We start from the raw sequence: 25,671 nt of genomic DNA, 5'->3' as shown, positions 1-25,671 counted from the left end.
ATGATATGACAAAATTAAAAGTACTTAAACAAGCCTATTTACCTAGCCAGCTCACTGAAAAACTTAAAGAGATCTATGATATTTATGAATATAACGAGCTCACTTCTGAGGCGTTTTCTACACTAGCAAAAGAATTCAGTATTATGATTGCTAATGGTGAATCAACCGTGACTCGTGAGCTGATCAAAAGCCTACCGTCATTAGAACTTATCGCAGTTTTTGGTGTTGGCTATGATGGTGTTGATATTCACGCAGCAGCTGAACATCATGTTGCAGTCAGCCATACACCAGGCGTATTAACCGATGATGTTGCCGATCTTGCTATGGGGCTTATGCTATCAACTTCACGGAAAATTGTTGCCGCACAGAAATTTATCGAAGCAGGCCATTGGCAAGCAGGTAACTTCCCATGGACACGAAAAGTTTCGGGGTCTCGAATCGGAATTGTTGGTATGGGCAGAATAGGTAGAGCCATTGCTCAACGCTGTGAAGGTTTTTCTATGCAAATTACTTATAGTGACCACAAAGTGATTCCCGATGTGAATTATCCTTGGGTCAAAGATATTGCTGATTTAGCCTCTCAAAGCGATTTTTTAATGGTCTGCACACCAGGAAACTTGGAAAACAAAGCGCTTATTGACGAAAAAATTCTAAAAGCGCTCGGCTCTGATGGTATTTTAATCAACATATCACGGGGCAGCGTAATTGATGAATCTGCATTGGTCAATGCGTTACAGCAAGGGATTATCGCTGGTGCTGGATTAGATGTGTTTAGTGACGAGCCTAATGTGCCAGAAAGTCTATTACACTGTGATAATGTTGTTGTTACACCTCATATGGCAAGCGCAACTTGGTCTACCAGAATGGCTATGTCACAGCTGGTTTTAGATAATATAGCTAAATGGGTTGAAAGTAAGGCTCTCGTGACGCCTATAGCAGAAATGATGGTATCGTGATTTTATGCCTATCGAGAGGCTATTTTGCTTCAGCCGATAGTTTGTTGCTTTTAATTGTACAACCTGTGAAGGGTGAATAATCCGAGGCAACATCACAAACAATCTCTTGGATATCAGGATCATCACCCTCTCTTTTGACAAAAGGCCTGACTTCGACTAAATGTCGAAATCAGGCCTTCTCACAAGCCGCTTAACTAAAAATGTCCCACTTTATGGGGCCATTTAACGCATTACGGTTTTTTAATCTCAATCAAACAGGTATTATTTCACACGTGAAACGTATTCGCCTGAACGAGTATCAACTTTGATGACTTCACCAATCTGAACGAACAGAGGTACTTTAACCACTGCACCGGTGCTCAGAGTTGCTGGTTTACCACCAGTACCCGCAGTATCACCTTTCAGACCAGGATCGGTATCAGTGATTTCCAACTCAACAAAGTTAGGCGGAGTCACTGCGATTGGGCGGCCATTCCACAGAGTCAAAATACACTCAGCTTGGTCGATCAGCCACTTAGCGTTATCACCAACCGCTTTTTCGTCAGCTGCTAGCTGTTCGAAAGTTTCGTTGTTCATGAAATGCCAAAACTCACCGTCGTTATAAAGGTAAGTTAGGTTCATATCCATGACATCTGCACCTTCGACAGAATCAGTAGACTTAAATGTTTTTTCCAACAGTTTGTTAGAAATCAGTTTACGAATACGAACACGTGCAAACGCCTGACCTTTACCCGGTTTAACGAATTCACTATCAAGAATTGCACAAGGTTCGCCATCTAACATGATTTTAAGACCTGAGCGGAATTCATTGGTACTATAAGTAGCCATGGAGATCCTCTAAATTTATACACTAAAAATGGCATAGCCAAAAAATGGTCGATATTGTAACTCAAAACACCCTGTCCAGAGAAGTCTGGATACAACAACTTGCTGAAGCAATCACTAATCCTAATGAATTGCTACAAATACTGGGGCTAGAAAACCATCAGGCATCGAAAGATGGTAATGATGCACGTAAATTATTTCCATTACGTGTACCAAAGCCATTTATTTCACGCATGAAAAAAGGCGATCCACAAGACCCTCTGCTATTGCAAGTCTTAACTGCAAGAGCAGAATTCGATACCCACCCGGGTTTTTCTACTGATCCATTAGAAGAACAAGATAATGAGATCCCCAGTTTACTACACAAATATCACAACCGCGCATTGATGTTAGTGAAAGGGGGCTGTGCGGTTAACTGTCGTTACTGCTTTCGCCGTCATTTCCCCTATGAAGACAACAAGGGAAACAAAAATAATTGGTTGATAGCGGTGGATTATATAAAAAACCACACTGAACTCAATGAAATCATCTTTTCAGGTGGTGATCCTCTGATGGCGAAAGATCATGAACTCGATTGGCTAATTGGTCAATTAGAAGCGATCCCGCATATTAAACGTCTGAGGATCCATTCTCGCCTACCCGTTGTTATCCCTGAACGGATTACCGATGGCTTATGTCAAAGGCTAGCCGACTCACGATTACAATCTATTATGGTGACACATATTAACCACGCCAATGAAATAGATGATGAACTGCGTAGTGCAATGCAAAAATTGAAAAAGGCAGGCGTCACATTACTTAATCAAAGTGTACTGTTGCGTGGTATTAATGACAATGCCGACACATTGGCTAATTTAAGCAACTCACTGTTTGATACGGGGATCTTACCCTACTACTTACATGTGCTAGACAAAGTACAAGGGGCGGCCCATTTCTTAGTGAGTGACCAAGAAGCCCGATTAGTGATCCAACAATTATTAGGGAAAGTTTCAGGTTATCTCGTCCCTAAATTAGCCCGAGAAATTGGAGGAGAGCCGAGTAAAACGTTACTCGACCTAAATTTGAGGCAGTACTGAAATGCAAACGCCCAGACTGAATAAAGCAGCTGGGCGTTAAATATTCATTTTAGGGGCACTTATAAACTTGGCCTACAATCTTGCTATCCACAGGGATGAAGCTAGAGATAATGCTTTCACTTGGGCTAGATGCACCAAAAATAACGTTTCCGCCCATTTCACCCGCTTTGTTACGCAGGTCATTCGCTGCGCCACGCATAGAGCTAGAATCGCTATTAACACCGCTCAACCAATTGCTTTGAGTTCCTGTGACTGATCCCAGAAGTTGACAGTCACTACCAGGTTGGTTTTCAACAAAACGAACTTGTGAGCCTGCGGCAGTTAAATTAGTTGTTGTCGAACAACCTGCTAAAAGTAGTAATGCAGCAGCACCAAGCAATACTTTAATTCGCATGTTTTCCCTCATTTATCATTGTGTTTTTGCAGTTGGTTTGAGAACCATTCAATCCTTTCTTCTGTTATTAACGGTGTCATTGAATTGAACCATACCCGTCAGCAAACAGAGTCTACCATAGAATGCGTAAAATACCTTTGCTCGTTACTCATCAAACCAATTATATACTCTAAATAATTCGAGGTGCAGCTAGGTAACCAGTGAGTGAGCCGCCAGAAACCTAGAAAACGATATCATTGGGGCAAACAAAAGTAATCACTTATACCTTAACAAAAAGCGCTACAACTTGAAGTATCACGAGTATAGCCTTACCCCAAATATAACCTGATGCGTACCTTTAGCGCAAAAATAAATGCACAAATATCTAATTAAAATCAGAGTCATTATCACAATACGACATTTTGAACATCGTAATAATTAACTTAGCATGTCTAGATATAAAAAAGCCGGTACCGCTAGTAAAACTAGCAATACCGGCTGACAGTACTTAGTGATTAAATGAACGTGATGTCGCCAAATGGCTTACATCATGCCGCCCATTCCACCCATACCGCCCATACCTGCGCCACCTAAATCAGGAGCGTCATCTTTCGGTAGATCGGTGATCATCGCTTCAGTGGTGATCATCAGACCTGCGATAGATGCTGCGAATTGCAGTGCAGAACGGGTTACTTTAGTTGGATCCAAAATACCCATGTCGATCATGTCGCCATAAGTATCAGTCGCCGCATTGTAACCTTCGTTACCTTTCGATGCTTTAACTGTGTTAACAACCACAGAAGCTTCTTCACCTGCGTTGGTGACGATTTGACGCATTGGTGCTTCCATCGCACGTAGTGCAACACGGATACCGACGTTTTGCTCTTCGTTATCACCTTTCAGTGATTCCAGTTTAGCAGCAACACGTACCAGTGCAGTACCACCACCAGCAACAACACCTTCTTCAACCGCAGCACGAGTTGCATGCAGAGCATCATCAACACGAGCACGTTTTTCTTTCATTTCAACTTCAGTTGCCGCACCAACTTTAATTACCGCAACACCACCAGCTAATTTAGCTACGCGCTCTTGCAGTTTTTCACGGTCGTAATCAGAAGTTGATTCTTCGATTTGTTGACGAATTTGAGCAACACGACCAGAAATCGCAGACTCATCACCCACACCATCAATGATAGTCGTGGTATCTTTGTTGATAACGATGCGTTTTGCTTGACCTAAATCTTCTAATGTTGCTTTTTCAAGCTCCATACCGATCTCTTCAGAGATAACGGTCGCATTAGTCAGGATAGCGATATCTTGTAGCATTGCTTTACGGCGATCACCGAAACCAGGTGCTTTAACCGCAGCCACTTTCACGATACCACGCATGGTGTTAACCACGAGAGTTGCCAGTGCTTCACCTTCAACATCTTCAGCGATGATCAGTAGTGGTTTGCTTGCTTTAGCAACGCCTTCTAATACTGGCAGTAATTCACGGATGTTAGAGACTTTTTTGTCAACCAACAGGATGAATGGGTTTTCCAGTTCAACAGCGCCTGTTTCTGGCTTGTTGATGAAATAAGGAGATAGGTAACCACGGTCGAACTGCATACCTTCAACAACATCCAGTTCATCTTCTAGACCAGTACCTTCTTCAACAGTGATAACGCCTTCTTTACCGACTTTATCCATTGCTTCTGCAATTAACTTACCAACGGTTTCGTCAGAGTTTGCAGAAATAGTACCAACTTGAGCAATTGCTTTTGAATCTGAACATGGAACAGACAGTGCTTTCAGCTCTTCAACCGCTGCAACAACAGCTTTATCGATACCGCGTTTCAGATCCATTGGGTTCATACCCGCTGCAACCGCTTTTAGACCTTCGGTCACAATGGCTTGTGCCAGAACTGTTGCAGTTGTAGTACCGTCACCCGCTGCATCATTTGCTTTAGAGGCAACTTCTTTTACCATCTGTGCGCCCATGTTTTCGAATTTATCTTCTAATTCGATTTCACGTGCAACAGAAACACCATCTTTGGTGATAACTGGAGAGCCGAATGATTTATCCAGAACTACGTTGCGTCCTTTAGGACCTAAAGTTACTTTAACTGCATCCGCAAGAATATTCACACCACGAAGCATTTTTACGCGTGCATCACTACCAAATTTAACGTCTTTAGCTGCCATTATTTCTTTCCTTTAAATTCTTTTCGTTAGTTGAGAAGATCTAAGTGAAAATTACGCTTCAACAATCGCTAGAATGTCACTTTCTGACATGATCAACACTTCTTCGTTGTCGATTTTCTCAGCTTTCACGCCATAACCGTCGTTAAAAATAACGATGTCGCCAACTTTCACATCCAGCGCTTTAATTTCGCCATTTTCGAGGATGCGACCGTTACCAACGGCAAGGACTTCACCACGCGTAGATTTACCTGCTGCTGTGCCAGTCAGAACAATGCCGCCAGCAGATTTTGATTCAACTTCTTTACGCTTGACGATAACACGGTCATGCAATGGACGAATTTTCATTAATAGTTCTCCTATAAATAAAGTCCACACTAGGTAAAAGGACGATACCAGTATGCCTAATTAAACCAGTACCATGATTCAGGAGATTGGGGCTAGATAAAGCGACTTCAAGGGGGGGAAGATAAAAATTTTTTAGTTTTTCACTTCCCCCGTAGAGGGATTATGGCTTAGGACGGTTATCTTTTTCTGATTCGGTAGGATCATCTGACTTATCGAGGGTATAAGTTGGGTCATCCTGCTTACGTTGGAATTCCCCTTCAAATGTATCACCTTGTTGATATGGGTTGTGACGCCCTGCACTGAAGCCATTTCCCATTGAAGAGAAACGAATATGCGGGATCAAGCGCATCACAAACAATTTTTGAACTGGGGGCAACAATAAAAGCAAGCCAATAAAGTCAGTGAAGAAGCCTGGAACAATCAGTAAGAAACCGGCTAATACTAAAGCTACACTTTTAATCATTTCAGCAGCTGGGCTTTCTCCCGCGGCTATTTTTTGTTGGATCTGCATGACATTTTTCATCCCCTGATTTTTAACTAGAGAGACGCCTAAACAGGATGTCAGCACGACCAGTATCAATGTTGCTAATACACCAATGGCAGAAGCAACACGAACGAATATAACGGACTCAATATAAATGAGAAGGCAAAGCAATATGAGAGGTAACCAGCGCACAATGTTCTCCTTTGTTTCTATCTTCTTTTTCGCCCCTTAGAAAACCTTTGTGAACTGTATCAAGAGACAACTAACAAAATTAGCATTTCTAATTAGTATAGCCATAATGATTGGGGTCACTATAACGTTTTTCAACTCTTGGAGATTGCTAATTTTTTTAGTTTCATCTGTGAGATTGTTCACACATTTTGAAATCTGTTTCATAAATCAAACTATATAGTGATCTAGGTTCAAGGTAATGATTTAAGAACAGCATATCATCTACCCATAAATCAGTAGATCATTATGCTGATAATGAAGTAACAGGTGTTTTACACCTATAATATTTTGTTTCACGGTATATATATTTTAAAAGCGCATAATAGACAGTAACTGTAATCTAATTAAGAAGGTTCTCATGTCAAACAATACTCGTATCGAAGAAGACCTGTTAGGTCAGAAAGAAGTCCCATCTGATGCCTATTACGGTGTTCATACTCTGCGTGCGATTGAAAACTTTTATATTAGCGACCGCACCATTAATGACGTGCCAGAATTTATTCGCGGCATGGTAATGGTAAAAAAAGCGGCTGCAATGGCGAACAAAGAACTTCACACTATTCCACGCAATATTGCAGACACTATTATTAAAGCCTGTGATGTTGTACTGGATTCAGGTAAATGCATGGATCAATTCCCTGTTGACGTATTCCAAGGTGGTGCAGGTACATCACTCAATATGAATACCAACGAGGTCCTTGCAAATATTGGTCTTGAACTGATGGGTCATAAAAAAGGGGAATATGAATTCCTAAATCCAAATGACCACTTAAACAAAAGCCAATCAACCAACGATGCATACCCTACTGGTTTCCGTATTGCGGTATACAACTCCGTTGTTAAACTGATTGAATCAGTTGAATACCTCAAAAAAGGCTTTGAGAAAAAAGCAGAAGAATATAAAGACATCCTGAAAATGGGTCGTACCCAATTACAGGATGCAGTGCCAATGACGGTTGGTCAAGAGTTCCATGCATTTGCAACCCTCTTAAAAGAAGAAGAGAAAAACCTAAAACGCAGCATTGAGTTACTGCTGGAAGTTAACTTAGGTGCAACGGCTATCGGTACTGGTTTGAACACTGCGCCGGGTTACCAAAAACTCGCTGTTGAGAAACTGGCTGAAGTAACAGGTTTGGCTTGTGTTCCAGCAGAAGACTTAATCGAAGCAACCTCAGACTGTGGTGCTTACATCACTGTTCACGCAGGTTTAAAACGCCTTGCAGTTAAACTGTCTAAAATCTGTAATGACTTACGTTTACTGTCTTCCGGTCCTCGCGCGGGTCTGAAAGAAATCAATCTGCCTGAATTACAAGCAGGTTCTTCTATCATGCCAGCAAAAGTTAACCCAGTAATCCCAGAAGTGGTTAACCAAGCTTGTTTCAAAGTTATCGGTAACGATATCTGTGTTACAATGGCAGCTGAAGCGGGTCAGCTACAGTTAAACGTCATGGAACCCGCTATCGGTCAAGCCATGTTCGAATCTATTTCGCTGATGAGCAACGCGTGCCGCAACCTAGTTGAAAAATGCGTTAACGGTATTACAGTTAATAAAGAAATCTGTGAAGCGTTCGTGTTTAATTCTATCGGTATCGTCACTTATCTGAACCCATTTATTGGCCACCATAATGGTGATATCGTGGGCAAAATCTGTGCAGAAACAGGTAAGAGTGTACGCGAAGTCGTACTGGAGCGCGGCTTACTGACCGAAGAGCAACTGGATGATATCTTCTCTGTAGAGAACCTAAAACACCCAGCTTATAAAGCGAAACGATTTGATGACTAATCATCTATGTTAAACATAAATAATTCTTAAAAATCAAGGCACGCCTCTCCTTTGGAAAGCGTGCCTTTTTTAATTCATGCACACACAAAAAATTAACATAACAGTTTCATATTTTTAATTTTAAATTTGTCGAGGAGTAAACACTATGTTAGCCGTGGAATTTATAATTGTTCTACTGGCCATATTTTTGGGGGCCCGTCTAGGTGGGATAGGTATCGGCTTTGCCGGTGGCCTTGGTGTACTGGTACTCGCTGCAATTGGCGTGAAACCAGGAACCATTCCATTTGACGTTATCTCAATTATTATGGCGGTCATCGCCGCGATCTCTGCAATGCAAATCGCCGGTGGTCTCGATTACTTAGTTGCCCAAACAGAAAAACTACTACGTCGTAATCCAAAATATATCACCATTCTTGCCCCAATCGTGACCTATTTCCTGACCCTCTTTGCAGGTACAGGTAACATCTCTTTAGCGACATTGCCCGTTATTGCCGAAGTTGCCAAAGAGCAAGGTGTGAAACCATGCCGCCCTCTGTCTACTGCGGTTGTTGCAGCTCAAATTGGTATTACAGCATCACCAATTTCTGCGGCAGTGGTATACATGGCATCGATAATGGAAAACTCGGCAATGGTTGGTGCTGGTAATACGGTTAGCTACATTACGTTACTCGCTATTTTGCTACCATCCACTTTCCTTGCCATTATTCTGATGTCATTCATCATTTCTTGGACATTTAACTCTAAACTGTCTGATGACCCTGTTTATCAAAAACGTTTAGCTGAAGGTTTAGTTGAATTACGTGGTAGTCAAGTCAAAGATATCAAACCGGGCGCTAAATCATCGGTTCTGTTGTTCCTACTCGGTGTTATCTGTGTTGTTATCTACGCCATCGTCAATAGCCCGAGCTTAGGCTTAGTGCAAACACCATTAATGAATACCACTAACGCAATTTTGATCATCATGCTGAGTGTGGCAACATTAATTACCGTGTTCTGTCGTGTTAGCACTGACTCGATCCTCAATTCAAGTACTTTTAAAGCCGGTATGAGTGCATGTATTTGTATTCTTGGTGTTGCTTGGCTAGGTGATACATTTGTACAGCATAACATTGATTGGATTAAAGAAACTGCGGGTGATTTGATCCACGAACATTCATGGATGTTAGCGGTTATTTTCTTCTTCTGTTCAGCGCTGCTTTATTCACAGGCTGCAACAGCAAAAGCATTAATGCCAATGGCATTAGCTTTACATGTTAGCCCACTAACCGCGATTGCATCGTTCTCTGCGGTATCGGGTTTATTTATTCTGCCAACTTATCCAACATTGGTTGCCGCAGTACAAATGGATGATACAGGGACAACACGTATCGGTCGCTTCGTGTTCAACCATCCATTCTTCATTCCAGGTACCATAGCGGTTATTTTATCCGTTACTTTCGGTTTCCTATTTGGTGGAATGATATTGTAGTGAGTGATTCTTTACTTGAACAAAACCCGCAATAATGGCGGGTTTTGTTTTTTTAATGCATTACAATTGCTGTCCCAACTTTAGAACTTTTGCCACATTGTACGCTGTCTGCTGTAGATTCATTGCACCTTCAGTCAGAGCTTCTTCGAGTGGACATAAACGAGGTAAAATACTAAAAAAAGCATCAATGCCTTCTTGATGTAGTGCTTCAACGCCTTTACCTAATACCCCACTCAACGCTATCACTGGCACATTATGTTTCGCTGCCACCTTCGCAATACCGATCGGCGCTTTACCACCTGCGGTTTGCCCATCCATACTGCCCTCACCCACAATCACTAAGTCAGTATCAACAATCTCTTTTTCCAAATTGACGGCTTGGATGACAATTTCAATACCCGGTTTTAGCTGAGCACCCATAAATGCAGCTGCCGCAACTGAGATCCCACCAGCCGCACCACCACCTGATAAATGACGATAATCTGTGCCTGTCATTTGCTCAATAACATTCGCTAATTGATTCAAACCTTGTTCCAAAGTTATCACCATTTCAGCTGTAGTCCCTTTTTGAGGGCCAAAAATGGCAGCTGCACCACGTTCACCCACTAGTGGGTTATCTACATCACAAGCGATATCAATCTGACAATGCTGTAAACGAGGATCTAAATTTGCTAGGTCGATCTTAGTAATGTGATTTAATACTTCGCCACCCAACCCTAGCACTTGTTGTTGAGCGTCATAGAAAATAGCCCCCAGAGCCTGTAGCATGCCAACGCCACCATCAATTGTCGCGCTACCACCAACACCGAGAATGATCTGTTTAACACCTTTATCTAAGGCATCCTTGATCAACTGACCGGTACCGAAGCTATGCGTTAACATAGGATTACGATCTTTAGGAGCAACTAGCATCAAACCACTCGCTTCGGCCATCTCAATGACCGCTGTTTCCCCTTGATGCAACAATCCATAAGTTGCCATCACAGTTTGATTTAGCGGCCCACTGACTTCAACAGTGATACGTTCGCCGCCAATCGCTGCAATCAGGGCATCAACTGTACCTTCTCCCCCGTCAGCAATAGGTAAGCTAAGGTAGGTAGCATGTGGAAAGATGGCTTGAAATCCTTGCTTTACTGCATTTGCAGCAAGCTCTGCACTCATACTCTCTTTGAATGAATCAGGTGCTATGATAATTTTCATAAACAAATGTACCTATCAGCCACGCTTTCATCCTCTCATTTTTTAATGCAGAAGAATGTCAAAGCATTAATACTCATGTATGTTAAACGCAATTAGTTAATTTTCTGTAAACACCAACAGTATATACTCTAAATAATTCGAGGTGCAGTTTAGCGATAAGCGAAAATAACTAGGGGAGTATAGATAAACTATGTGGCTAGGCATACTGAATGTAGCCTCCATACTTTAACGAAAAGCCCCCGTATCTTGAATGATGACAAATATACTCGACATATTCTAAAGTGCTGTTTAGCTATATTATAGGCGGGGGATCGATGTTAGGCTTAAATAAAGACAGTGTATTATCAGGCTTTCAATGGTTTTTCTTTATTTTTTGCAATACCGTGGTGATCCCCCCCACTTTGCAATCAGCCTTTCAGCTATCTAATGACACCACACTGGTTATTACCCAATATTCATTTATAGCAACATCACTCGCTTGCCTGATCCAAGCTATTATTGGCCATAAACGTTCTATAATGGAAGGATCCGCTGGTTTATGGTGGGGAATGATTTTATCTGTCACTTTTACTGAATCGGCTCAAGGAACCCCGCTTGAAGTTATCGGGATCAGTTTTGCCTTAGGCATTGCCATTGCGGGTCTAATTACTATCTTTATTGGTCTCAGCGGTATTGGTAAATATTTAGCTTTATTATTTTCGCCCAGTGTCATGGCCGTGTTCATGTTTTTACTTGGCGCCAATTTGATTTCTATTTTCCTAAAAGGAATGCTTGGCCTGCCTTTTAATGCCACTGACCAGCCTGTACATATTCAGTTTGATACCTTCTTATTAGCACTGTTTATCATGGCGCTGATCATCGCAATCATTATATTGTTACCCCGCAATATTAATAAATACGCGGTTTTAATCGGTTCAATTTTAGGCTGGATATTATTCCTAGCTTTTTTCTCCCCAGAAATGAGTGTATCAAGCAGCATCAATTGGCAGCTATTTCCACTCGGTAAAGCCGAGTCAATCAATTATGGTATTGTGGCAACCTGTGTGATAACCGCTTTCCTCAATACCTCGAATACCTTTGGTGCAATAAAAGGTACAGATATTTTTCATGAAGGAGCAACAGCCTCGCCTACTATATACCGTCGAAGTTTTGTTGCTTCAGGCATTATGACACTGACATGCTCACCACTTGGTATTGTTCCGTTCGCACCTTTTGTTTCATCAGTTGGATTAATTACTCAAACAGGTGACTCCACCAAAAAACCGTTTATCATTGGTAGCCTCTTCTTTTTAATTATCAGTTTAGTCCCGCTGCTTTCAGGGATTTTCGCTTCCTTTCCCTTAGTCATTAGCAGTACTGTGATGATGGTGACTTATTTGCCATTATTATGGTCTTCTTTACTGTTTATTAATGTATCAAAACTGAATCCTCGCAATATATACCGTCTTGCACTTCCTTTGTTTATAGGTATTTTTTTAATGGGTGTTCCCCCTGCTTATCTGCAAGATATCCCATTAACTATTCGCCCAATAGTGACTAATGGATTACTTATGGGAATTATTATTTCAATCATTTTAGAAAATATTTTTAGGTGGGATAAAGTAAAATAATTTGAGAAGCAATCGTACCGCGGGATGTAAGCCATCAAGCATGCCCTGCTTTGCCTAAATGTAAATCGCTATGACTTTGAGGTATGACGAGCGAGTAAACATTGTTATGATTAAAGTATGAGAACAATATGTGACGGAGCTAACAATGTCAGTACAGCGCGAAGAGATTTTAAGCCACGCTCTTAACCAATTAGAAAAACAAGGTTTATCCGCATCGACAGAGCGCCTTCTCCATGAAATTGAACCTAACTTTAGTGTGATCCGCCAGTTTTGGCCTGATGATGAAGCTTTGGTTTATGACTGCCTACGTTATCACGGACAACAAATTGAAATTTGGCAGCGCCAAACTCGCCTAGATGAAACGTTGAGCCCACAACAGAAGCTTACCGCTCGCTATCAACAACTTTATAGTCGTGTCAGTGAAGGCCGTTTCCCTGGGTGCTTATTTGTCTCCGCTTGCAACCACTATCCCGATCCCCAACATCCTATTCACCAACTTAGCCGTCTACAAAAAGATAACTCTTTCTTGTATACCAAAGAGCTGTTAGATGAATTAGATATTGAAGACTCAGAACTCGTCGCAAATCAAATGGAACTTGTCCTAGAAGGCTGTTTAAACCGTCTATTAGTTCAAAGAGACATTCGTGATGTAGAAATTGCTCAACATCTTTCTGAAGATATTTTAGCTATTGCGCTGTGTCGCAAAAAAGGCGCATTAAGCTAAAAACGATCAATCGCGCGTTAAAGCAACAGCTTTTGTTGAAAAAGGAAACACTCAGTTAAAAATTACGTTTTTTTAGCAAAAACTCGTTGACGCAAACCATCTAATGCGGTTTAATGCGCCCCGTTGCCCGGATAGCTCAGTCGGTAGAGCAGGGGATTGAAAATCCCCGTGTCCTTGGTTCGATTCCGAGTCCGGGCACCACCTTATTATCAACAGACGTCAACCGACGTCTGTTTTTGTTTGTAAAGCCCGCTAAAATCAACACTCTCCCAAAGTTTCAACTCAACTGAATTCTACTCGATTCTACCCACATCAACCCCATTGTGCGGGTACAATTGCGGGTATACACTAGTTCGATAGAATTTTGTACCCACTTTATCTCTCAGGAAGCTCACTATGGCACTGGCTGACGCTAAAATTCGGGCGGCTAAACCCGATGTGAAATCCTATAAATTAACCGATGGTGCAGGTCTGCACTTATTGGTTCACACTAATGGTTCTAAGTACTGGCGATTACGCTATCGCCACTTAGGTAAAGAGAAAACCTTAGCATTGGGTTTATACCCTGATGTCTCTTTATCAGAGGCGCGTTTAAAACGTGATGAAGCAAGAAAGTTGATTGCTGACGGTATTGACCCGTGCGAACAAAAACGTGTGGCTAAAGCAGCTTCTGATGCTAATCTTTCTTTTGAAACCATCGCAAGACAATGGCATGCCAGCAATAAAAAATGGTCTGAATCACACAGTGAAAAGGTTTTAAAGAGTTTGGAGTCGCATGTCTTTCCTTATATTGGATTACGCGATATCACTACCCTCAAAACCCCTGACCTGCTTATTCCTATCCGTGCAGCAGAAAGTAAAGAGATTTATGAGATAGCTGCGCGTTTACAGCAACGTATCGCTGCTGTTATGCGTTATGCGGTGCAATCCGGTATTATTGGTTATAACCCTGCTATTGATACCGCAGGGGCTGTAACGACTGTACAACGCCAACACCGTCCAGCTCTTAACCTTGACCGTCTACCTGAACTCATTGCCCGTATCGATGCTTATAAAGGGCAGCCCGTCACTCGCCTAGCCGTGATGTTAAATTTATTAGTGTTTATTAGGTCAAGCGAACTTCGCTATGCGCGTTGGTCTGAAATTGACTTCGATAAAGCCTTATGGACTATTCCTGCTCAGCGAAAGCCTATACCCGGCGTTAAATTCTCATACAGAGGCGCTAAAATGCGCACTCCGCATTTAGTTCCCCTTAGCCACCAAGCCATCACTATACTGAAAGAGATTTGGACATGGACGGGTGAACATGAATTGATCCTAACGGGCGCTCATAATCCCTTTAAGCCTATGAGCGAAAATACGGTCAATAAAGCCTTACGTGTGATGGGCTATGATACGAAGACTGAAATTTGTGGACACGGTTTTAGAACGATGGCGTGTAGTTCATTAGTTGAATCAGGTTTATGGTCGAAAGATGCAGTAGAACGTCAAATGAGCCACCAAGAACGTAACTCAGTGAGGGCTGCTTATATTCATAAGGCAGAACATATTGATCAACGCCGATTAATGGTGCAGTGGTGGGCAGATTACTTGGATGCTAATCGGGAACAAACGATTTCGCCATTCGACTTTGCCAAGTTGAATAATCCAATGAATCACTAAGACTTTATCCATGTCATATAGGAGAGCCATTTGCAATACGAGGAGTCGAATACTACGGTAGTATGCCGGCTACATCGATTCATTGAGAAATGGTGGAAATATTCTTCATGGGAATTTTAATCGCCAAAAAGCATAGTCATTAATCACTATATCGTAATACGTCTTATTCAATATCTATACACCACTAAAAGCCCCTGTCCTCATGGACAGGGGCTTTTTTGCTTTTTAATCAAAATAAAAGGAAATCATGATGGAAAATTACATTTGTTGCCCTGTATGTGACTCAACCCGTATTCGTGAACGTCATATAGGGAAAAAAACAGGAGCTGTTGCTGGTGGCGTATCAGGCGCACTAGCTGGAGCGTCTATCGGCTCTGCTGTTCCTGTTGTAGGGACGATTGCTGGTGCTGCGGTAGGCGCTCTATTTGGACGTTTAGTAGCTGGAGCTACTGCTGGGGCTGTGAGTGGTTCAGCTTTAGATGGCGTGGTATTTGATCGTTATGAATGTATCGAGTGTGAATACACGTTTGATTGATAGCCATAAGTTAACGGAAGCCCCTGATGGGGTTTCATCTCTTAGGAGTCTGTGAGTCTGAACTGACCCTAGTTTATTGGACAGGGGCTTTTTTCGTTTTAACCCGCGCAAATTGAGATCATGATAGAAAGCATAACATGTTATCGGGATTGTAAAGCGACTCATTATCCTGCTCTAAAACGTCATTAATCATTTTTAAAGCGAGTTGTCTGTTTTTCAGCTGATTGGCTTTTTATATCAATATTATCTTCTAAAGGGAAATAGATCCCTTTATCAAAATATCGCCATTAATTAAATCACAATACATCAATAATAGGACACGAATATGCGTATAACAGCGACGGCTTCCCCATGCCTAAAATCGGGGATTATCTCTGTTTTTATCACGAATTTAGGAAAATATAACGAAGGTGAACTGGTTGGTGAGTGGCTTGAACTTCCGGCAACATCAAAAGAGATCGAATACTGTTTAGCCCGTATTGGTATTGATGGCATTCACTATGAAGAGTATTTCTTGACGGACTATGAATCCTCAATTGATGGCCTTTCTTCCTATATTTCAGAATATAGCCTTTTAGATGACTTGAACGAGTTAGCCACACAACTAGCCATGTTATCGCCTGATGAAATTGACCTTTATCAGGCGGCAATTGAAATCGGAGCTTCAGCGAGTTCAATTCATGATTTAATTCATTTAGCGGATAATTTAGATTCTTTCCAGCAATTAGCGGGGGTCAATAATGAATATGATTTAGGTTATTACTGGATAGAAGAAAGTGGTTGTTATGATTTAGCACAACTGGGTCATTTATCCAATTACTTTGACTATGAACGCTATGGACGTGATGTTTGCCTTGAACAAGGAGGAATTTTTCACAGTGGAGGATATGTTTATTATACGAGTGGGTAGATAGGATAACAGAATGAGAGTCAAACCGCTTTCATTCCTTAAGGCGGGAAATAAAGAATGCTGTGGTCCCCCAATGACATCCATAAGCTAGAACGTTAATCAAACTAAACTCTATTTTAAGCCATCTTTACGGATATCCGTGAAGATGGCTATTGTGAAGCCTGTAGATAATTTTGTGTAAGTTCCCCATGTATTATTTACAAGTGGTCATTGATCCGACCATCGAAGTGGATCATAAACCAGTTCTTATCTAGGACAGCCCGTAAATATGCAGAAATAAGTTGCTCAACGGACAGTTTTAAACTCACCAGTCGCCAATGCTTCAATATACTTTTTATACCTTAAAAATAATCATTATTACCTCACAAGGAGACTCATTATTATATTTTATAGTAAAGTCATTTCTATATAAAATAGTTGAGTTACGTTTTTTAGCCCCTTCTAATAAATTGGAAATATACTGATCATATTATTGGTTATGTATTCAATTCGGTGATTAACCTGTAATATAGGGTAATTTACCGGATAATATTCATGGCTAAAATCGATGTAAGATGCCCATTTTGTCAACAAACTTCCTCAGTGAAAAAACATGGGTTAGGAAGCTCGGGCCATCAACGTTATCGTTGCCAAGACTGCTGCCGAAGCTTCCAACTCGATTATGAATATCATGTCTGCCAACCCGGTACCAAAGATAAAATTATCGACCTCACGATGAATAATGCGGGTATTCGTGATACTGCCAGAGCCCTTCATATCAGCATTAATGCGGTCGTTCGCACTTGAAAAGCTCTCGCCGAGACAGGTAACGTCTTGACCGCTTAATAATTTGCACATTGAACTCCTTTGCGAAGTCGATGAGCAGTGGTCTTTTGTCGCTAATTAAGAAACAACAATGCTGCCTCTGGTATGCTTGGGAACCTCGCCTAAAACGGATTATTGCTCATACATTTGGTCGTCGAAACAAAGAAACTCTTCGACAGTTGCTGACCTTACTATCTAGGTTTAATGTAGCTTTTTGGTGCACGGATAAGTTCTGTGCTTATGAGATATTGCCCAAACAAAAACACGTAGCCAATAAATTTTATACCCAACGAATAGAAAGAGAGAATTTAAATCTGAGAAACCGCTTAAAGCGACTTAATCGCAAGACGTTAGGCTACTCCAAATCAGCAGAGATGCACGACAAGATCATCGGCACATTTATTGAACGCGAACACTACCTATTATGATACTCTACACATTGAATACACGACCGCATTTTTAATGGAACAGTTTAAATAAAAATAGTGTATTTTATGTTTTTGATAACATTAATTTATATTTATTTTGTTTTTTATACTTATTTTTAATTATTATTTTTCATTTGAGCGAAGTGATTAACCATCTACATATGATTATCCTTTTTAGTTTTTTTTGTAGTGGTTGGTTTTATAGCGTTATTTTTGTTTTGCAATAACACATATAGCATGTAAGTATAAATATTTATCTAGTTTATACTATTATTCAGGGATTGATTTTCTTTAAGAAAGCAGTAAACTTCGCTCTAAGAATAACGCATCGAACTAATTTGTTCTGTTACGTTATCTTTGATTTTTTAGCTGAAAGTGAGGAATGAAAAATTATGGATAAGCATGTCTATTGCGAGTACTTTAATGTCATAGGCGATGGTGAAAACCTGTATAAAAATCTAACGTCAAAGCAGCAGCTCAGTTTGATCATTGGCCGGCAAATTTATTTTATCCGTAAGGCTCGCTGCATGACAGGTAAACAATTGGGTGAGCAACTGAATGTATCACAACAACAAATATCCCGCTATGAGAACGGTGTGTGTCATATTGATGTCGATACCTTGATCCGCTTATTGTATATTCTCGATATGCCGATCGATCAATTTTTTTCTCAGGTTTCTGTTAGATTAAGTCAGCAATTTCCGGCAACGTATGCGAAATATCATTCTTTATTTATTCCTGTGGTAGATGCATCCAATAATGAATATAGATTAATTAAATCCAAAGGCTAGTTTATTTAGAACCTGTGGTGCTCAATGATTTATTCAATTTATCCACATCAATGATGCGGATAATGGTGTTGTGTGTTATTCAGCGATTTGTTTATTTCATTGCTGAAAATAAATTTATCAAAGTCTGGATTTCGGTTGACAATTAGTTTTTTCTAATTGCAGTCGGAGATCAGATATGATGAATATTAAAGCTAAACGAGATATTGCACATAAAACAAAAATCTAAAATCATGCCCGCGAGAGCAAAAATATTGCTAAAACTTGTCGTCATTTTGGGAGCAGTAGAGAAACTTTTTATACTTGGAAAAGAGCTTATGAACGAGATTGCGAGAAAGAATTAATCAACAATAAACCCTGTCCTGAAAATCCAACCAGAAGAGTGTCCTAATTTTGTTGTGCAGAACAGTTCTGAGTGACACAATAAAAGGTCAATGTTTTATTCTCACCCCCCTACTCTGCATCAAGATAAGCGATTCCAGTAAAGGAATTAGTACCATAAAAGAATCTCGTTACAGGGCCTCCTCGGACATTTAGCATTTCATCACTGTATGTTTTTTGATTTGGTAATATGCCAAAACCATTAAGGGCATTGAACATTTTTCATATCTTCCAAGCTTGCCCAGTATGAAGGAATTATATGACCAGATATGTGAGATTGGATTCTGTAGTTTCCTGTAAATTAGATTGAATGCCTTATTGTCGTAGAAGTAATCTCGTCGAAAATTACAGACTGAGACTCTGTTGGAATAAGTTCCGTTTCTGCATAAATAGATTATAGTGCTCGCAAAGCTTTAACGTCATCGACAAATACCCCTTTAGACCTACAGTATTCAGCTAACTCGCGCTCAGACATTGTTGCAGTTTCAATCACGATGAAAAATCTCTGCTCCGCTGAAAAATCAGCAGTAGCATTTTCTAACGGCAATTCTGTAGACAATAGACCGCTTTCAACAAGTTCACTTCTCCACTTAGACCACGGAAGGACTCACATCTAATTCTTTAGCAATTCTTCGGTGAGCCCAATTATACGGTAGTAACAACCAAGTTTGACCTTTCGTTTTCACATCAATTGGAACTGGATTAGCTAGCATAGTTATCTCCTTAAAAATCTAGACGACAACTATACTGACACGGGGGTTACTCACCGATCTCCAGACTTTCATATCTACTAGATCCACTCATTTCGTTTCAAATTAATATATATTCGGGTCAAAAATAACGGTCACTGTTCCTCGGTAAGTATCCGGTCTTGTCAAGAGCATAGTATCAACATCATGCTGAGTGACCAAAAAATCGATGCTTCCCTTACGATTACTTCCAATATCTCGTGTTGAAAACGTATTATTTACTATATCCTTATGGATTGGCATTAGCGCACGTGTAACCGTGCTATTGGTTTTCTGATTAATAATATTATTTGGTAAGCTCAAATATCCTTTCACAGGAACCAGTTGTCCATTATTGTCACTTTTTATAGCACAATGTTCACCTTGAATATATTCACATTGCAAATAAGCTGTAAATGAGCCCGTTGAAGAAATTAAAAAGTCACTTCGAGCAGTAAGCTGAGGAGTGATTTTTGTTATCATCCAACGTTCCCAGTTTCGTTTTCCCTGTTCTTCCGTACAAACTTTACCTATACTACAAGGTTGCAATGATAACGCACGACCTTCTGGCGTTGTAGTGACGATTAAATCATGATTAACGGAAAGAGTGAGATTGATATCAACAACGCTGTCACTGGCTTGGTAGTTATCACCAAAATCAAAATCGCCTCCTTGACCTACGGAAAATGATAATTTCCCCAAATAGCGACCTGAAGGAATGCTTGCAAAACTGTCTTTAGTAGTTAATGAGTAACCAATGCTCATGTCATAAAATTTGGATGGCTCGGTTCTGTCTATTCTGCTTATTTTCTGACAGGGGAGAGTGTTATTTAATGTTCTCCAGATAAATTGAATCCAACTTCCTGTTCCTGAGCCCCCCCCCCATGCAGTAGTATAATAAGAACATCCTCCTCCCCGAGGTGCGCTAAAATCTTTGTCACCTTCATCCCAATTATATGAAGCATAATTTGTTGTGAATTGTGAAGAATAGCTGGTTACCCTAAATATAACGTCAAATGCTTCTCCAGTATCCTGATTCCTTACTGTGAGTGTTCTGGGAGTTTTAGGAAAGTTAAAGTAAGGTCCTTTACGAGGTTCATTATAAGCAACGATAGGGTAGGAAATTGTTGTTGTTAACGGCAAATGAACACTTGTCTCATCAACATCGCAATGTGTTGGATATTGTGCGCAATATCCGCTTATTGGGGTTGTATTTATAAACTTGCCGCTACCATTCATGTTATACTCTGCAGTTAAATCAATCGTTACACTGTGGGCAAATGCACTGAGCGCCAACATGACGATACCAAGAATGTAATGAAAATAACGCATTATAACCCCTCCATTGATGAACAACGAATAACAGGAAAAAACTGAACGGCTTTTTCCGATGACAGGGCGTCCGGTAACTGGCACGATAAGGCGGGTAATTGACCATCGGCTAAGACAGTGAGTTTTTGGTTATTGATGCCCGTATCTAATGTTAAAACGCCCTCAGCATTAATCACGCCACTACTAATATCACTAATCACCTGACGATGTCTTAACATTTGACCTCGGTTGTCTTGCAGCATCCCCACAAGCACTGTTGTTTTGATGGCCTTTAATTTTAAATATTTCACACTACCTCGATTCATTTGCATTGATTCATATTCAGGAAAAACTTTTCCGTTATGTTCACCCATGCTGTAAAACTGGATGGACTCATTTTTCCAGACATCCGCAGGAATAACATTTCGGCCCTGGAATAACTTTGTTTCGCTAACACTGTCTGAAGCGACAATTTGCATATCGGGGTCATCTGATTCTAAATCTACGATAAATGCCGAATCCATGCCTAAACCACGTTCGCCACTACTCGCCGCAAGTCTTCCTTCACCCAACAAAAGTGTCTGACTTAAGTTAATGCCCGCTGTGGTGCTTTTGTCTTGTACATAATGCTGGACATAAGCATCCCCACTGAGCGCTCGACTTTCCAAGGCGCCATTACCGTTAATGAGTGTGCTTCCACCACTTTGCGATATTCCAGCGCCTAGCCAACGTAGTGCCCCTTCATCCTGGGGTTGCCATTGATAATTTAAACTCGAATAGCTGTTACTGTCATTGATACCCGCATCAACTGATAACGTATGCTGTGCAGTCGGCATTAATGACATGCTTACTCCGAACATCACACCTTGCTCCCGATTCTTTTGATTAAATCCAGGTCGGTCATACGCACTTACTCGAAAATTAACATCGCGATTAGCCAACATGGCTTTTGTTGTCAATGCTGCATCAATCCCAAACCCTTCTCTTGATGGATTTTTCATGTATTGACCATTCAATGTCAGTGAACTCGCCCACGGTAATTGGGTGAACATTGACGCCCCCCACGCGTTCCCAACTTGCTTAGACGAGTCTGTCGAGCGATAACTATCCTGGGAAGTTCGACGCCAAAAGACATTCAACGAGTTTCCCGGTGAAAGCGTCCGATAATAACGTAAATCTGCGCTCGAATTTTTTCGTGAATCGTCATCCGTCAAGGTATATTGGGCAAAAAGACTATCATTGGAAGACAGTGTTACCGTTGATCTTGCGCTGAGCTGATATTTTTCTGCGGTCATTAAAAAACTGCTTCCCAAGATAACACGGGGGGTCAATAAGTAATCGACGGCACCGCCGCCGATGAACGCGTTATTATTCTCGGTGGTGTTCTTACGGCTAATCACTAAATCTCTTTTTTGCCCCCCCCAGAAATTTAAGCGCCATTTTTGATTGGGATTTTGCCATCCTAATGGCTTGTATACTTGAGCTATTTGAGTATCCACAATCTTACCGTTCTCTAGGGTATTAATCGTAATGTTATAAATGCCGCTGGGTAAACGCCGAGTGTCAATAGCTTGTATTCCTGGTTGCAGTTGTTGCGAGTAGATGAGGCGATTATCCAGCCAAACTTCTGCCGTTGCTTGATTGGCAGCGGTGACATAGATAGGGTAAGCACTGACACTTTCGTTATTTATCAATAATGCATTTGAGGTTCCCCACATGGCTCCAGCAACAGAGCCTGTACTAAATCCATTGGTTTCAACATTTCCCTTATCACTGTCCGGGGAAAAAAAACCTAAGCGAACAAAGTTACCTGCTAATTCCTTTTGTGTGTATAGTGCATAAATATTGGTTTCTTGTGTTTGATTGGCTTGGCTAGAGCCGTAGGTCTGCAGCGATATTTTTTGTGTCCATCCTAAAAGCGAGGACACGATAGATGAGGTAAAGTTCCATGTCTTCGCTGAAGCTACCGAAACGGCAGATAAATTATTGTGCATAATGACACCATTTGGCAGAGTGCTAGGCAAATGGATATAGTCATTGTTTACTTGCTCAGTTTCGTAGTGTGATGTAAATAATTTTAACGAGGAGTTATCCAGTCGATATTCAGCAGAGATTAGTCCTGCAGGGCAGGAGGAGTGACATGCACCTAATGAGATCCCTTTTTGTAAAATATTAGCCCACTCATTTTTAACTTGAGGTTTAATATCTGGTTCTTCATCTAAAATTCGTAGGAGATTAATTTGTCCATTTTCATGAAGCGAAAAGACAGCATCAAAAAGCGGAGAATCATTAAGATACACTTGAGAAACAATTTCTGAATTATAAAAATACTGCTTAAATTCATCAGGAACTTTTATCGTATTGCCTGCTGATAATAAATTTGCCCCCAAAGCTATTCCAGGTGCTAGAATTAAAGTAAATAATACTTTCATATTTATTCTTAGCCGAATCAAAAAATACAAACACTATAAAAAATAGTTAGTCACTCGATAAATGCACAAACACAATTGAAATAACGAACGACTAGACTAAGTAATAAGGATGAAGGCCTCAAAGGCCTTCATCACTTGAGTAACTTATTTGTCTCCAGCAGGAGGCGCGACAAGCGCTGGTTCAAAAACCATTGCCACTTGGCCAATAAAAGAGCCTGTCACAGTTAGAGGTGTGTCTGTTTTTTGTGTAATGCGAAGATTAGCACGACCGCCTGCTTTGGCATCTGCGGCATCAACTACGGTATTAGCCGTATTGCTGAGTGCTACACCATTAAAGATAACAGTTAACGGAATGGTATCTTTTCCATTTGATAAGATAGCTGTGCCAGTTGAGTCGGTATTCGTTAAGGTTGCTTGAATACCACCGGATGTATTTTTATATTGAAATTGCTTGGAGAAATCTTGTAACTTCTTAGTTCCTAAATCATAAACCATTTCTTGCGTTTGATTAACCCAGCCGCCCTCAACAGGAATAACTTGAAAATCATCTGTTGGGATGGTGGCCGTTAAGTCGATAGCGTAGCGTTGTTCATCCGCAGCGTGAACAGTCATTGACCCTAAAGCCGCGCAAGACATTAAAATCGCGGATAATGATTTTTTTAACATGTGAATACCTCATTTATGATGATTAAAAAAAGAAGGAAAACGCTGTTTTCCTATTTATTTATTTTCTATAACTAGAAAACAAAATTAAAATTAATTATTTATCTAGATTGATGTTAATGTTAATAATTAAATGATTTTGATTTATCACCTTCAATTAATGTGAAGGTGATTTTGTTATTCTGTTTTTTTTGTAAAATAAACTCCCTCCCAGGCAATATAATTTCTCGGGATTTGTTCTCGCAATGTGATTTTGCATTTTCACAATAACGGATATTATCTAATATAATGGTAGCATTTCCTTTATTTATTATTGCTATTTGTTTGTTCCTATCGTCAATAACGGTATTAAATAAAGGTTTTTCAGGTTGCATCACAACAACACTACCATACCCAGTCAATACATTAATTCCGGCCTCCAGTGCGTTTTTCTTGTATTGAGTTATTTCATCCTTGCTCATACCAAAACCATCATTTTCTTCTGGGAGTACAGGGGTAAAACGGATCCTAAAATAACGTTCTTTATCTCGCGCTCCTGACCACAATATACGTACAGTCTGAAAGCCCGATGGAGGAATGATTAATCTTAGTGGTGAGACAATGAGTCGTTCTTGTGTTAATGAGCCTGCGTCAACTTCTTTTTGTGTTGATTCGCGTTGATTCATTTTCGGGGTAACATCAATCTCCAATACCTCAACACGAACAAATGCGGTAGATGTTCCTGTATTATATACGCGTTTGGTCAGGCTTTGTGTTTCCGGCGTAAAAACATCATACATACTACCAATACCAATGGAAGGTGAGGCACATACTGTTATTGTTATACTCATTAATAACAATGTTAAAATAAAGTGAATTCGTTTAAGCATACATATTCCAATTTTTTATATAATAAAAAATAAAACTTTAATTAAAAACCAACACAAATATCCAATCTAATTCATCTTAAAACTTTAAATAATCCCAGAAAACAGATTAATGGAAAATGTAGGCTATTTTCTTTTGTGTTAATGCAGTACTGAATTAACGCAAACGTTGATATTCAATTAAAACTTCACTGGGATCTTCATAAAATACCTCGACAATTAAATCAAGTAACGTTTTATCAATCTCATTTAATAATTGCAGAATGATTTCGATTGAAAATGTTGCTTGCCCTCGTTCTAGTCGAGAGATGTGTTGTTGGGAGATATTTAATTTTTGTCCTAATATTTTCCCCGACATACCTAGTAATCTTCTGTGTTTTCGAAAAAATGCACCTATGCGAACACTTGCATTTGATATATTGTATCTCATTAACGCGAACCACTCGTTTTACCAAATTAAAATATGGTTAATATCAAAACTATTGGTGCTAAAGACTAAGGTAAATTAAGAGGAGAGGGAAATAGTTTAAGACGATCAATTTTGTTGTTTACGATAGCTCATGGCTATTAGTTTGATTTGCATTGATCGTTATCGCCAATGATTTTTGATTTTATGTGTATTACTTTATGATTTTAAATAGATTTTTTATAAGATGTTAAGTTTCCTGAGAAATGATAACGTAGATGACTAGATTGCAATTGAAAATATTAATACGCATTTTGAAACCAAATTTAACGAATTACTCGTTATTACTGTTTTTTTGTCGTTCAATCGGCTCTGTTGCAAATAGAATCGTGAAGCTGAGCTTTTCCGCTCAAAGTGGATTAAAGTCCGAATACTCTATTCACGAGGCGCACTTCTCCTAACGGTTGGCCATAGTAAAAATGTTCTGCTTGACCT

The 25,671-nt window shown here is 40.2% G+C and carries 22 protein-coding genes, 1 tRNA gene and 2 pseudogenes; 13 read left to right on the top strand and 12 right to left on the bottom strand.

Going from position 1 to position 25,671, the window contains the following annotated elements; translation table 11 throughout:
* The first annotated feature begins 5 nt into the window (after positions 1 to 5).
* A complete protein-coding gene (locus tag SC428_RS12320; RefSeq protein ID WP_318707897.1) occupies positions 6 to 956 on the top strand; it encodes a 2-hydroxyacid dehydrogenase in 951 nt (316 codons plus the stop codon).
* 261 nt (positions 957 to 1,217) lie between these two features.
* Here the strand turns inward: SC428_RS12320 and efp are convergent, their stop codons facing one another.
* Positions 1,218 to 1,784 carry an elongation factor P gene (gene efp, locus SC428_RS12315; RefSeq protein WP_070925414.1) on the bottom strand — a complete coding sequence of 189 codons (567 nt, stop codon included), beginning with the start codon at positions 1,782 to 1,784 and terminating at the stop codon, positions 1,218 to 1,220.
* Between the two features lie 44 nt (positions 1,785 to 1,828).
* On the opposite strand from efp, the gene epmB reads away from it, so the two are divergent.
* The gene (gene epmB, locus SC428_RS12310; RefSeq protein ID WP_070925413.1) at positions 1,829 to 2,857 is read left to right on the top strand and encodes an EF-P beta-lysylation protein EpmB; all 1,029 of its coding nucleotides are present in this window, start codon (positions 1,829 to 1,831) and stop codon (positions 2,855 to 2,857) included.
* Positions 2,858 to 2,906: 49 nt separating this feature from the next.
* On the opposite strand, the gene SC428_RS12305 is transcribed toward epmB, so the two are convergent.
* The 4 genes from SC428_RS12305 to SC428_RS12290 form a co-directional block, all read right to left on the bottom strand.
* Positions 2,907 to 3,251: a DUF4156 domain-containing protein gene (locus tag SC428_RS12305; RefSeq protein ID WP_070925412.1), complete on the bottom strand. Its 345-nt coding sequence runs from the start codon at positions 3,249 to 3,251 to the stop codon at positions 2,907 to 2,909.
* Between the two features lie 522 nt (positions 3,252 to 3,773).
* Positions 3,774 to 5,417, bottom strand: coding sequence for a chaperonin GroEL (groL, locus tag SC428_RS12300; protein ID WP_140182992.1), 1,644 nt, complete (start codon positions 5,415 to 5,417; stop codon positions 3,774 to 3,776).
* A gap of 51 nt (positions 5,418 to 5,468) precedes the next feature.
* The gene (locus SC428_RS12295; protein ID WP_008914587.1) at positions 5,469 to 5,762 is read right to left on the bottom strand and encodes a co-chaperone GroES; all 294 of its coding nucleotides are present in this window, start codon (positions 5,760 to 5,762) and stop codon (positions 5,469 to 5,471) included.
* A 160-nt stretch (positions 5,763 to 5,922) separates the two neighbouring features.
* Positions 5,923 to 6,438, bottom strand: coding sequence for an FxsA family protein (locus SC428_RS12290; protein ID WP_070925411.1), 516 nt, complete (start codon positions 6,436 to 6,438; stop codon positions 5,923 to 5,925).
* A gap of 397 nt (positions 6,439 to 6,835) precedes the next feature.
* Here SC428_RS12290 and aspA point away from each other — a divergent pair, with 397 nt between their 5' ends.
* On the top strand, positions 6,836 to 8,260 hold the full coding sequence (gene aspA, locus SC428_RS12285; RefSeq protein ID WP_140182993.1) for an aspartate ammonia-lyase: 1,425 nt from the start codon (positions 6,836 to 6,838) through the stop codon (positions 8,258 to 8,260).
* Positions 8,261 to 8,405: 145 nt separating this feature from the next.
* Positions 8,406 to 9,728 (top strand): anaerobic C4-dicarboxylate transporter, encoded by a 1,323-nt coding sequence (locus SC428_RS12280; protein ID WP_283125899.1) that lies wholly within the window; start codon positions 8,406 to 8,408, stop codon positions 9,726 to 9,728.
* Between the two features lie 60 nt (positions 9,729 to 9,788).
* Here SC428_RS12280 and SC428_RS12275 read toward each other — a convergent pair whose 3' ends face one another.
* Positions 9,789 to 10,928, bottom strand: coding sequence for a glycerate kinase (locus SC428_RS12275; protein WP_070925408.1), 1,140 nt, complete (start codon positions 10,926 to 10,928; stop codon positions 9,789 to 9,791).
* A 314-nt stretch (positions 10,929 to 11,242) separates the two neighbouring features.
* Between SC428_RS12275 and SC428_RS12270 the strand changes: the two genes are divergently transcribed.
* The 9 genes and pseudogenes from SC428_RS12270 to SC428_RS12230 form a co-directional block, all read left to right on the top strand.
* A complete protein-coding gene (locus SC428_RS12270; protein WP_140182996.1) occupies positions 11,243 to 12,538 on the top strand; it encodes a uracil/xanthine transporter in 1,296 nt (431 codons plus the stop codon).
* A gap of 145 nt (positions 12,539 to 12,683) precedes the next feature.
* A complete protein-coding gene (dicD, locus tag SC428_RS12265) occupies positions 12,684 to 13,262 on the top strand; it encodes a division control transcriptional repressor DicD (protein WP_070925407.1) in 579 nt (192 codons plus the stop codon).
* A 125-nt stretch (positions 13,263 to 13,387) separates the two neighbouring features.
* Positions 13,388 to 13,463 (top strand) — tRNA-Phe (locus tag SC428_RS12260).
* A 195-nt stretch (positions 13,464 to 13,658) separates the two neighbouring features.
* Entirely contained in the window at positions 13,659 to 14,924 is a 1,266-nt protein-coding gene (locus SC428_RS12255) for a tyrosine-type recombinase/integrase (RefSeq protein ID WP_318707895.1), read from the top strand.
* Between the two features lie 250 nt (positions 14,925 to 15,174).
* Positions 15,175 to 15,459, top strand: coding sequence for a hypothetical protein (locus SC428_RS12250; protein ID WP_060560757.1), 285 nt, complete (start codon positions 15,175 to 15,177; stop codon positions 15,457 to 15,459).
* Between the two features lie 325 nt (positions 15,460 to 15,784).
* Entirely contained in the window at positions 15,785 to 16,369 is a 585-nt protein-coding gene (locus SC428_RS12245) for an antirestriction protein ArdA (RefSeq protein ID WP_318707894.1), read from the top strand.
* A gap of 534 nt (positions 16,370 to 16,903) precedes the next feature.
* Positions 16,904 to 17,601, top strand: a pseudogene (locus SC428_RS12240) (IS1 family transposase).
* Positions 17,602 to 17,993: 392 nt separating this feature from the next.
* Positions 17,994 to 18,392 (top strand): helix-turn-helix transcriptional regulator, encoded by a 399-nt coding sequence (locus tag SC428_RS12235; protein ID WP_318707893.1) that lies wholly within the window; start codon positions 17,994 to 17,996, stop codon positions 18,390 to 18,392.
* 247 nt (positions 18,393 to 18,639) lie between these two features.
* Positions 18,640 to 18,780: pseudogene (locus SC428_RS12230) on the top strand (helix-turn-helix domain-containing protein); the annotation flags it as partial.
* A 384-nt stretch (positions 18,781 to 19,164) separates the two neighbouring features.
* Here SC428_RS12230 and SC428_RS12225 read toward each other — a convergent pair.
* The 6 genes from SC428_RS12225 to SC428_RS12200 all read right to left on the bottom strand — a co-directional run bounded on the left by SC428_RS12225 (position 19,165) and on the right by SC428_RS12200 (position 25,200).
* Positions 19,165 to 19,329: a hypothetical protein gene (locus SC428_RS12225; RefSeq protein ID WP_318707892.1), complete on the bottom strand. Its 165-nt coding sequence runs from the start codon at positions 19,327 to 19,329 to the stop codon at positions 19,165 to 19,167.
* A 256-nt stretch (positions 19,330 to 19,585) separates the two neighbouring features.
* Positions 19,586 to 20,830, bottom strand: coding sequence for a hypothetical protein (locus SC428_RS12220; protein ID WP_318707891.1), 1,245 nt, complete (start codon positions 20,828 to 20,830; stop codon positions 19,586 to 19,588).
* On the bottom strand, positions 20,830 to 23,241 hold the full coding sequence (locus SC428_RS12215) for a TcfC E-set like domain-containing protein (protein WP_198861348.1): 2,412 nt from the start codon (positions 23,239 to 23,241) through the stop codon (positions 20,830 to 20,832). The genes SC428_RS12220 and SC428_RS12215 overlap by 1 nt, the downstream gene beginning before the upstream one ends.
* Before the next feature lie 144 nt (positions 23,242 to 23,385).
* Complete coding sequence (locus tag SC428_RS12210) at positions 23,386 to 23,907, bottom strand: CS1 type fimbrial major subunit (protein ID WP_318707890.1); 522 nt, start codon at positions 23,905 to 23,907, stop codon at positions 23,386 to 23,388.
* 119 nt (positions 23,908 to 24,026) lie between these two features.
* A complete protein-coding gene (locus tag SC428_RS12205) occupies positions 24,027 to 24,773 on the bottom strand; it encodes a hypothetical protein (protein WP_042116087.1) in 747 nt (248 codons plus the stop codon).
* A 154-nt stretch (positions 24,774 to 24,927) separates the two neighbouring features.
* The gene (locus SC428_RS12200) at positions 24,928 to 25,200 is read right to left on the bottom strand and encodes a helix-turn-helix transcriptional regulator (protein WP_318707889.1); all 273 of its coding nucleotides are present in this window, start codon (positions 25,198 to 25,200) and stop codon (positions 24,928 to 24,930) included.
* Positions 25,201 to 25,671 lie beyond the last annotated feature (471 nt).

This window comes from Providencia sp. 2023EL-00965 (assembly GCF_033550225.1).
Taxonomy (GTDB): Bacteria; Pseudomonadota; Gammaproteobacteria; order Enterobacterales; family Enterobacteriaceae; genus Providencia; species Providencia manganoxydans.
Note: the sequence above shows the minus strand (reverse complement) of the source record. Positions and strands in the feature narration are given on the sequence as shown.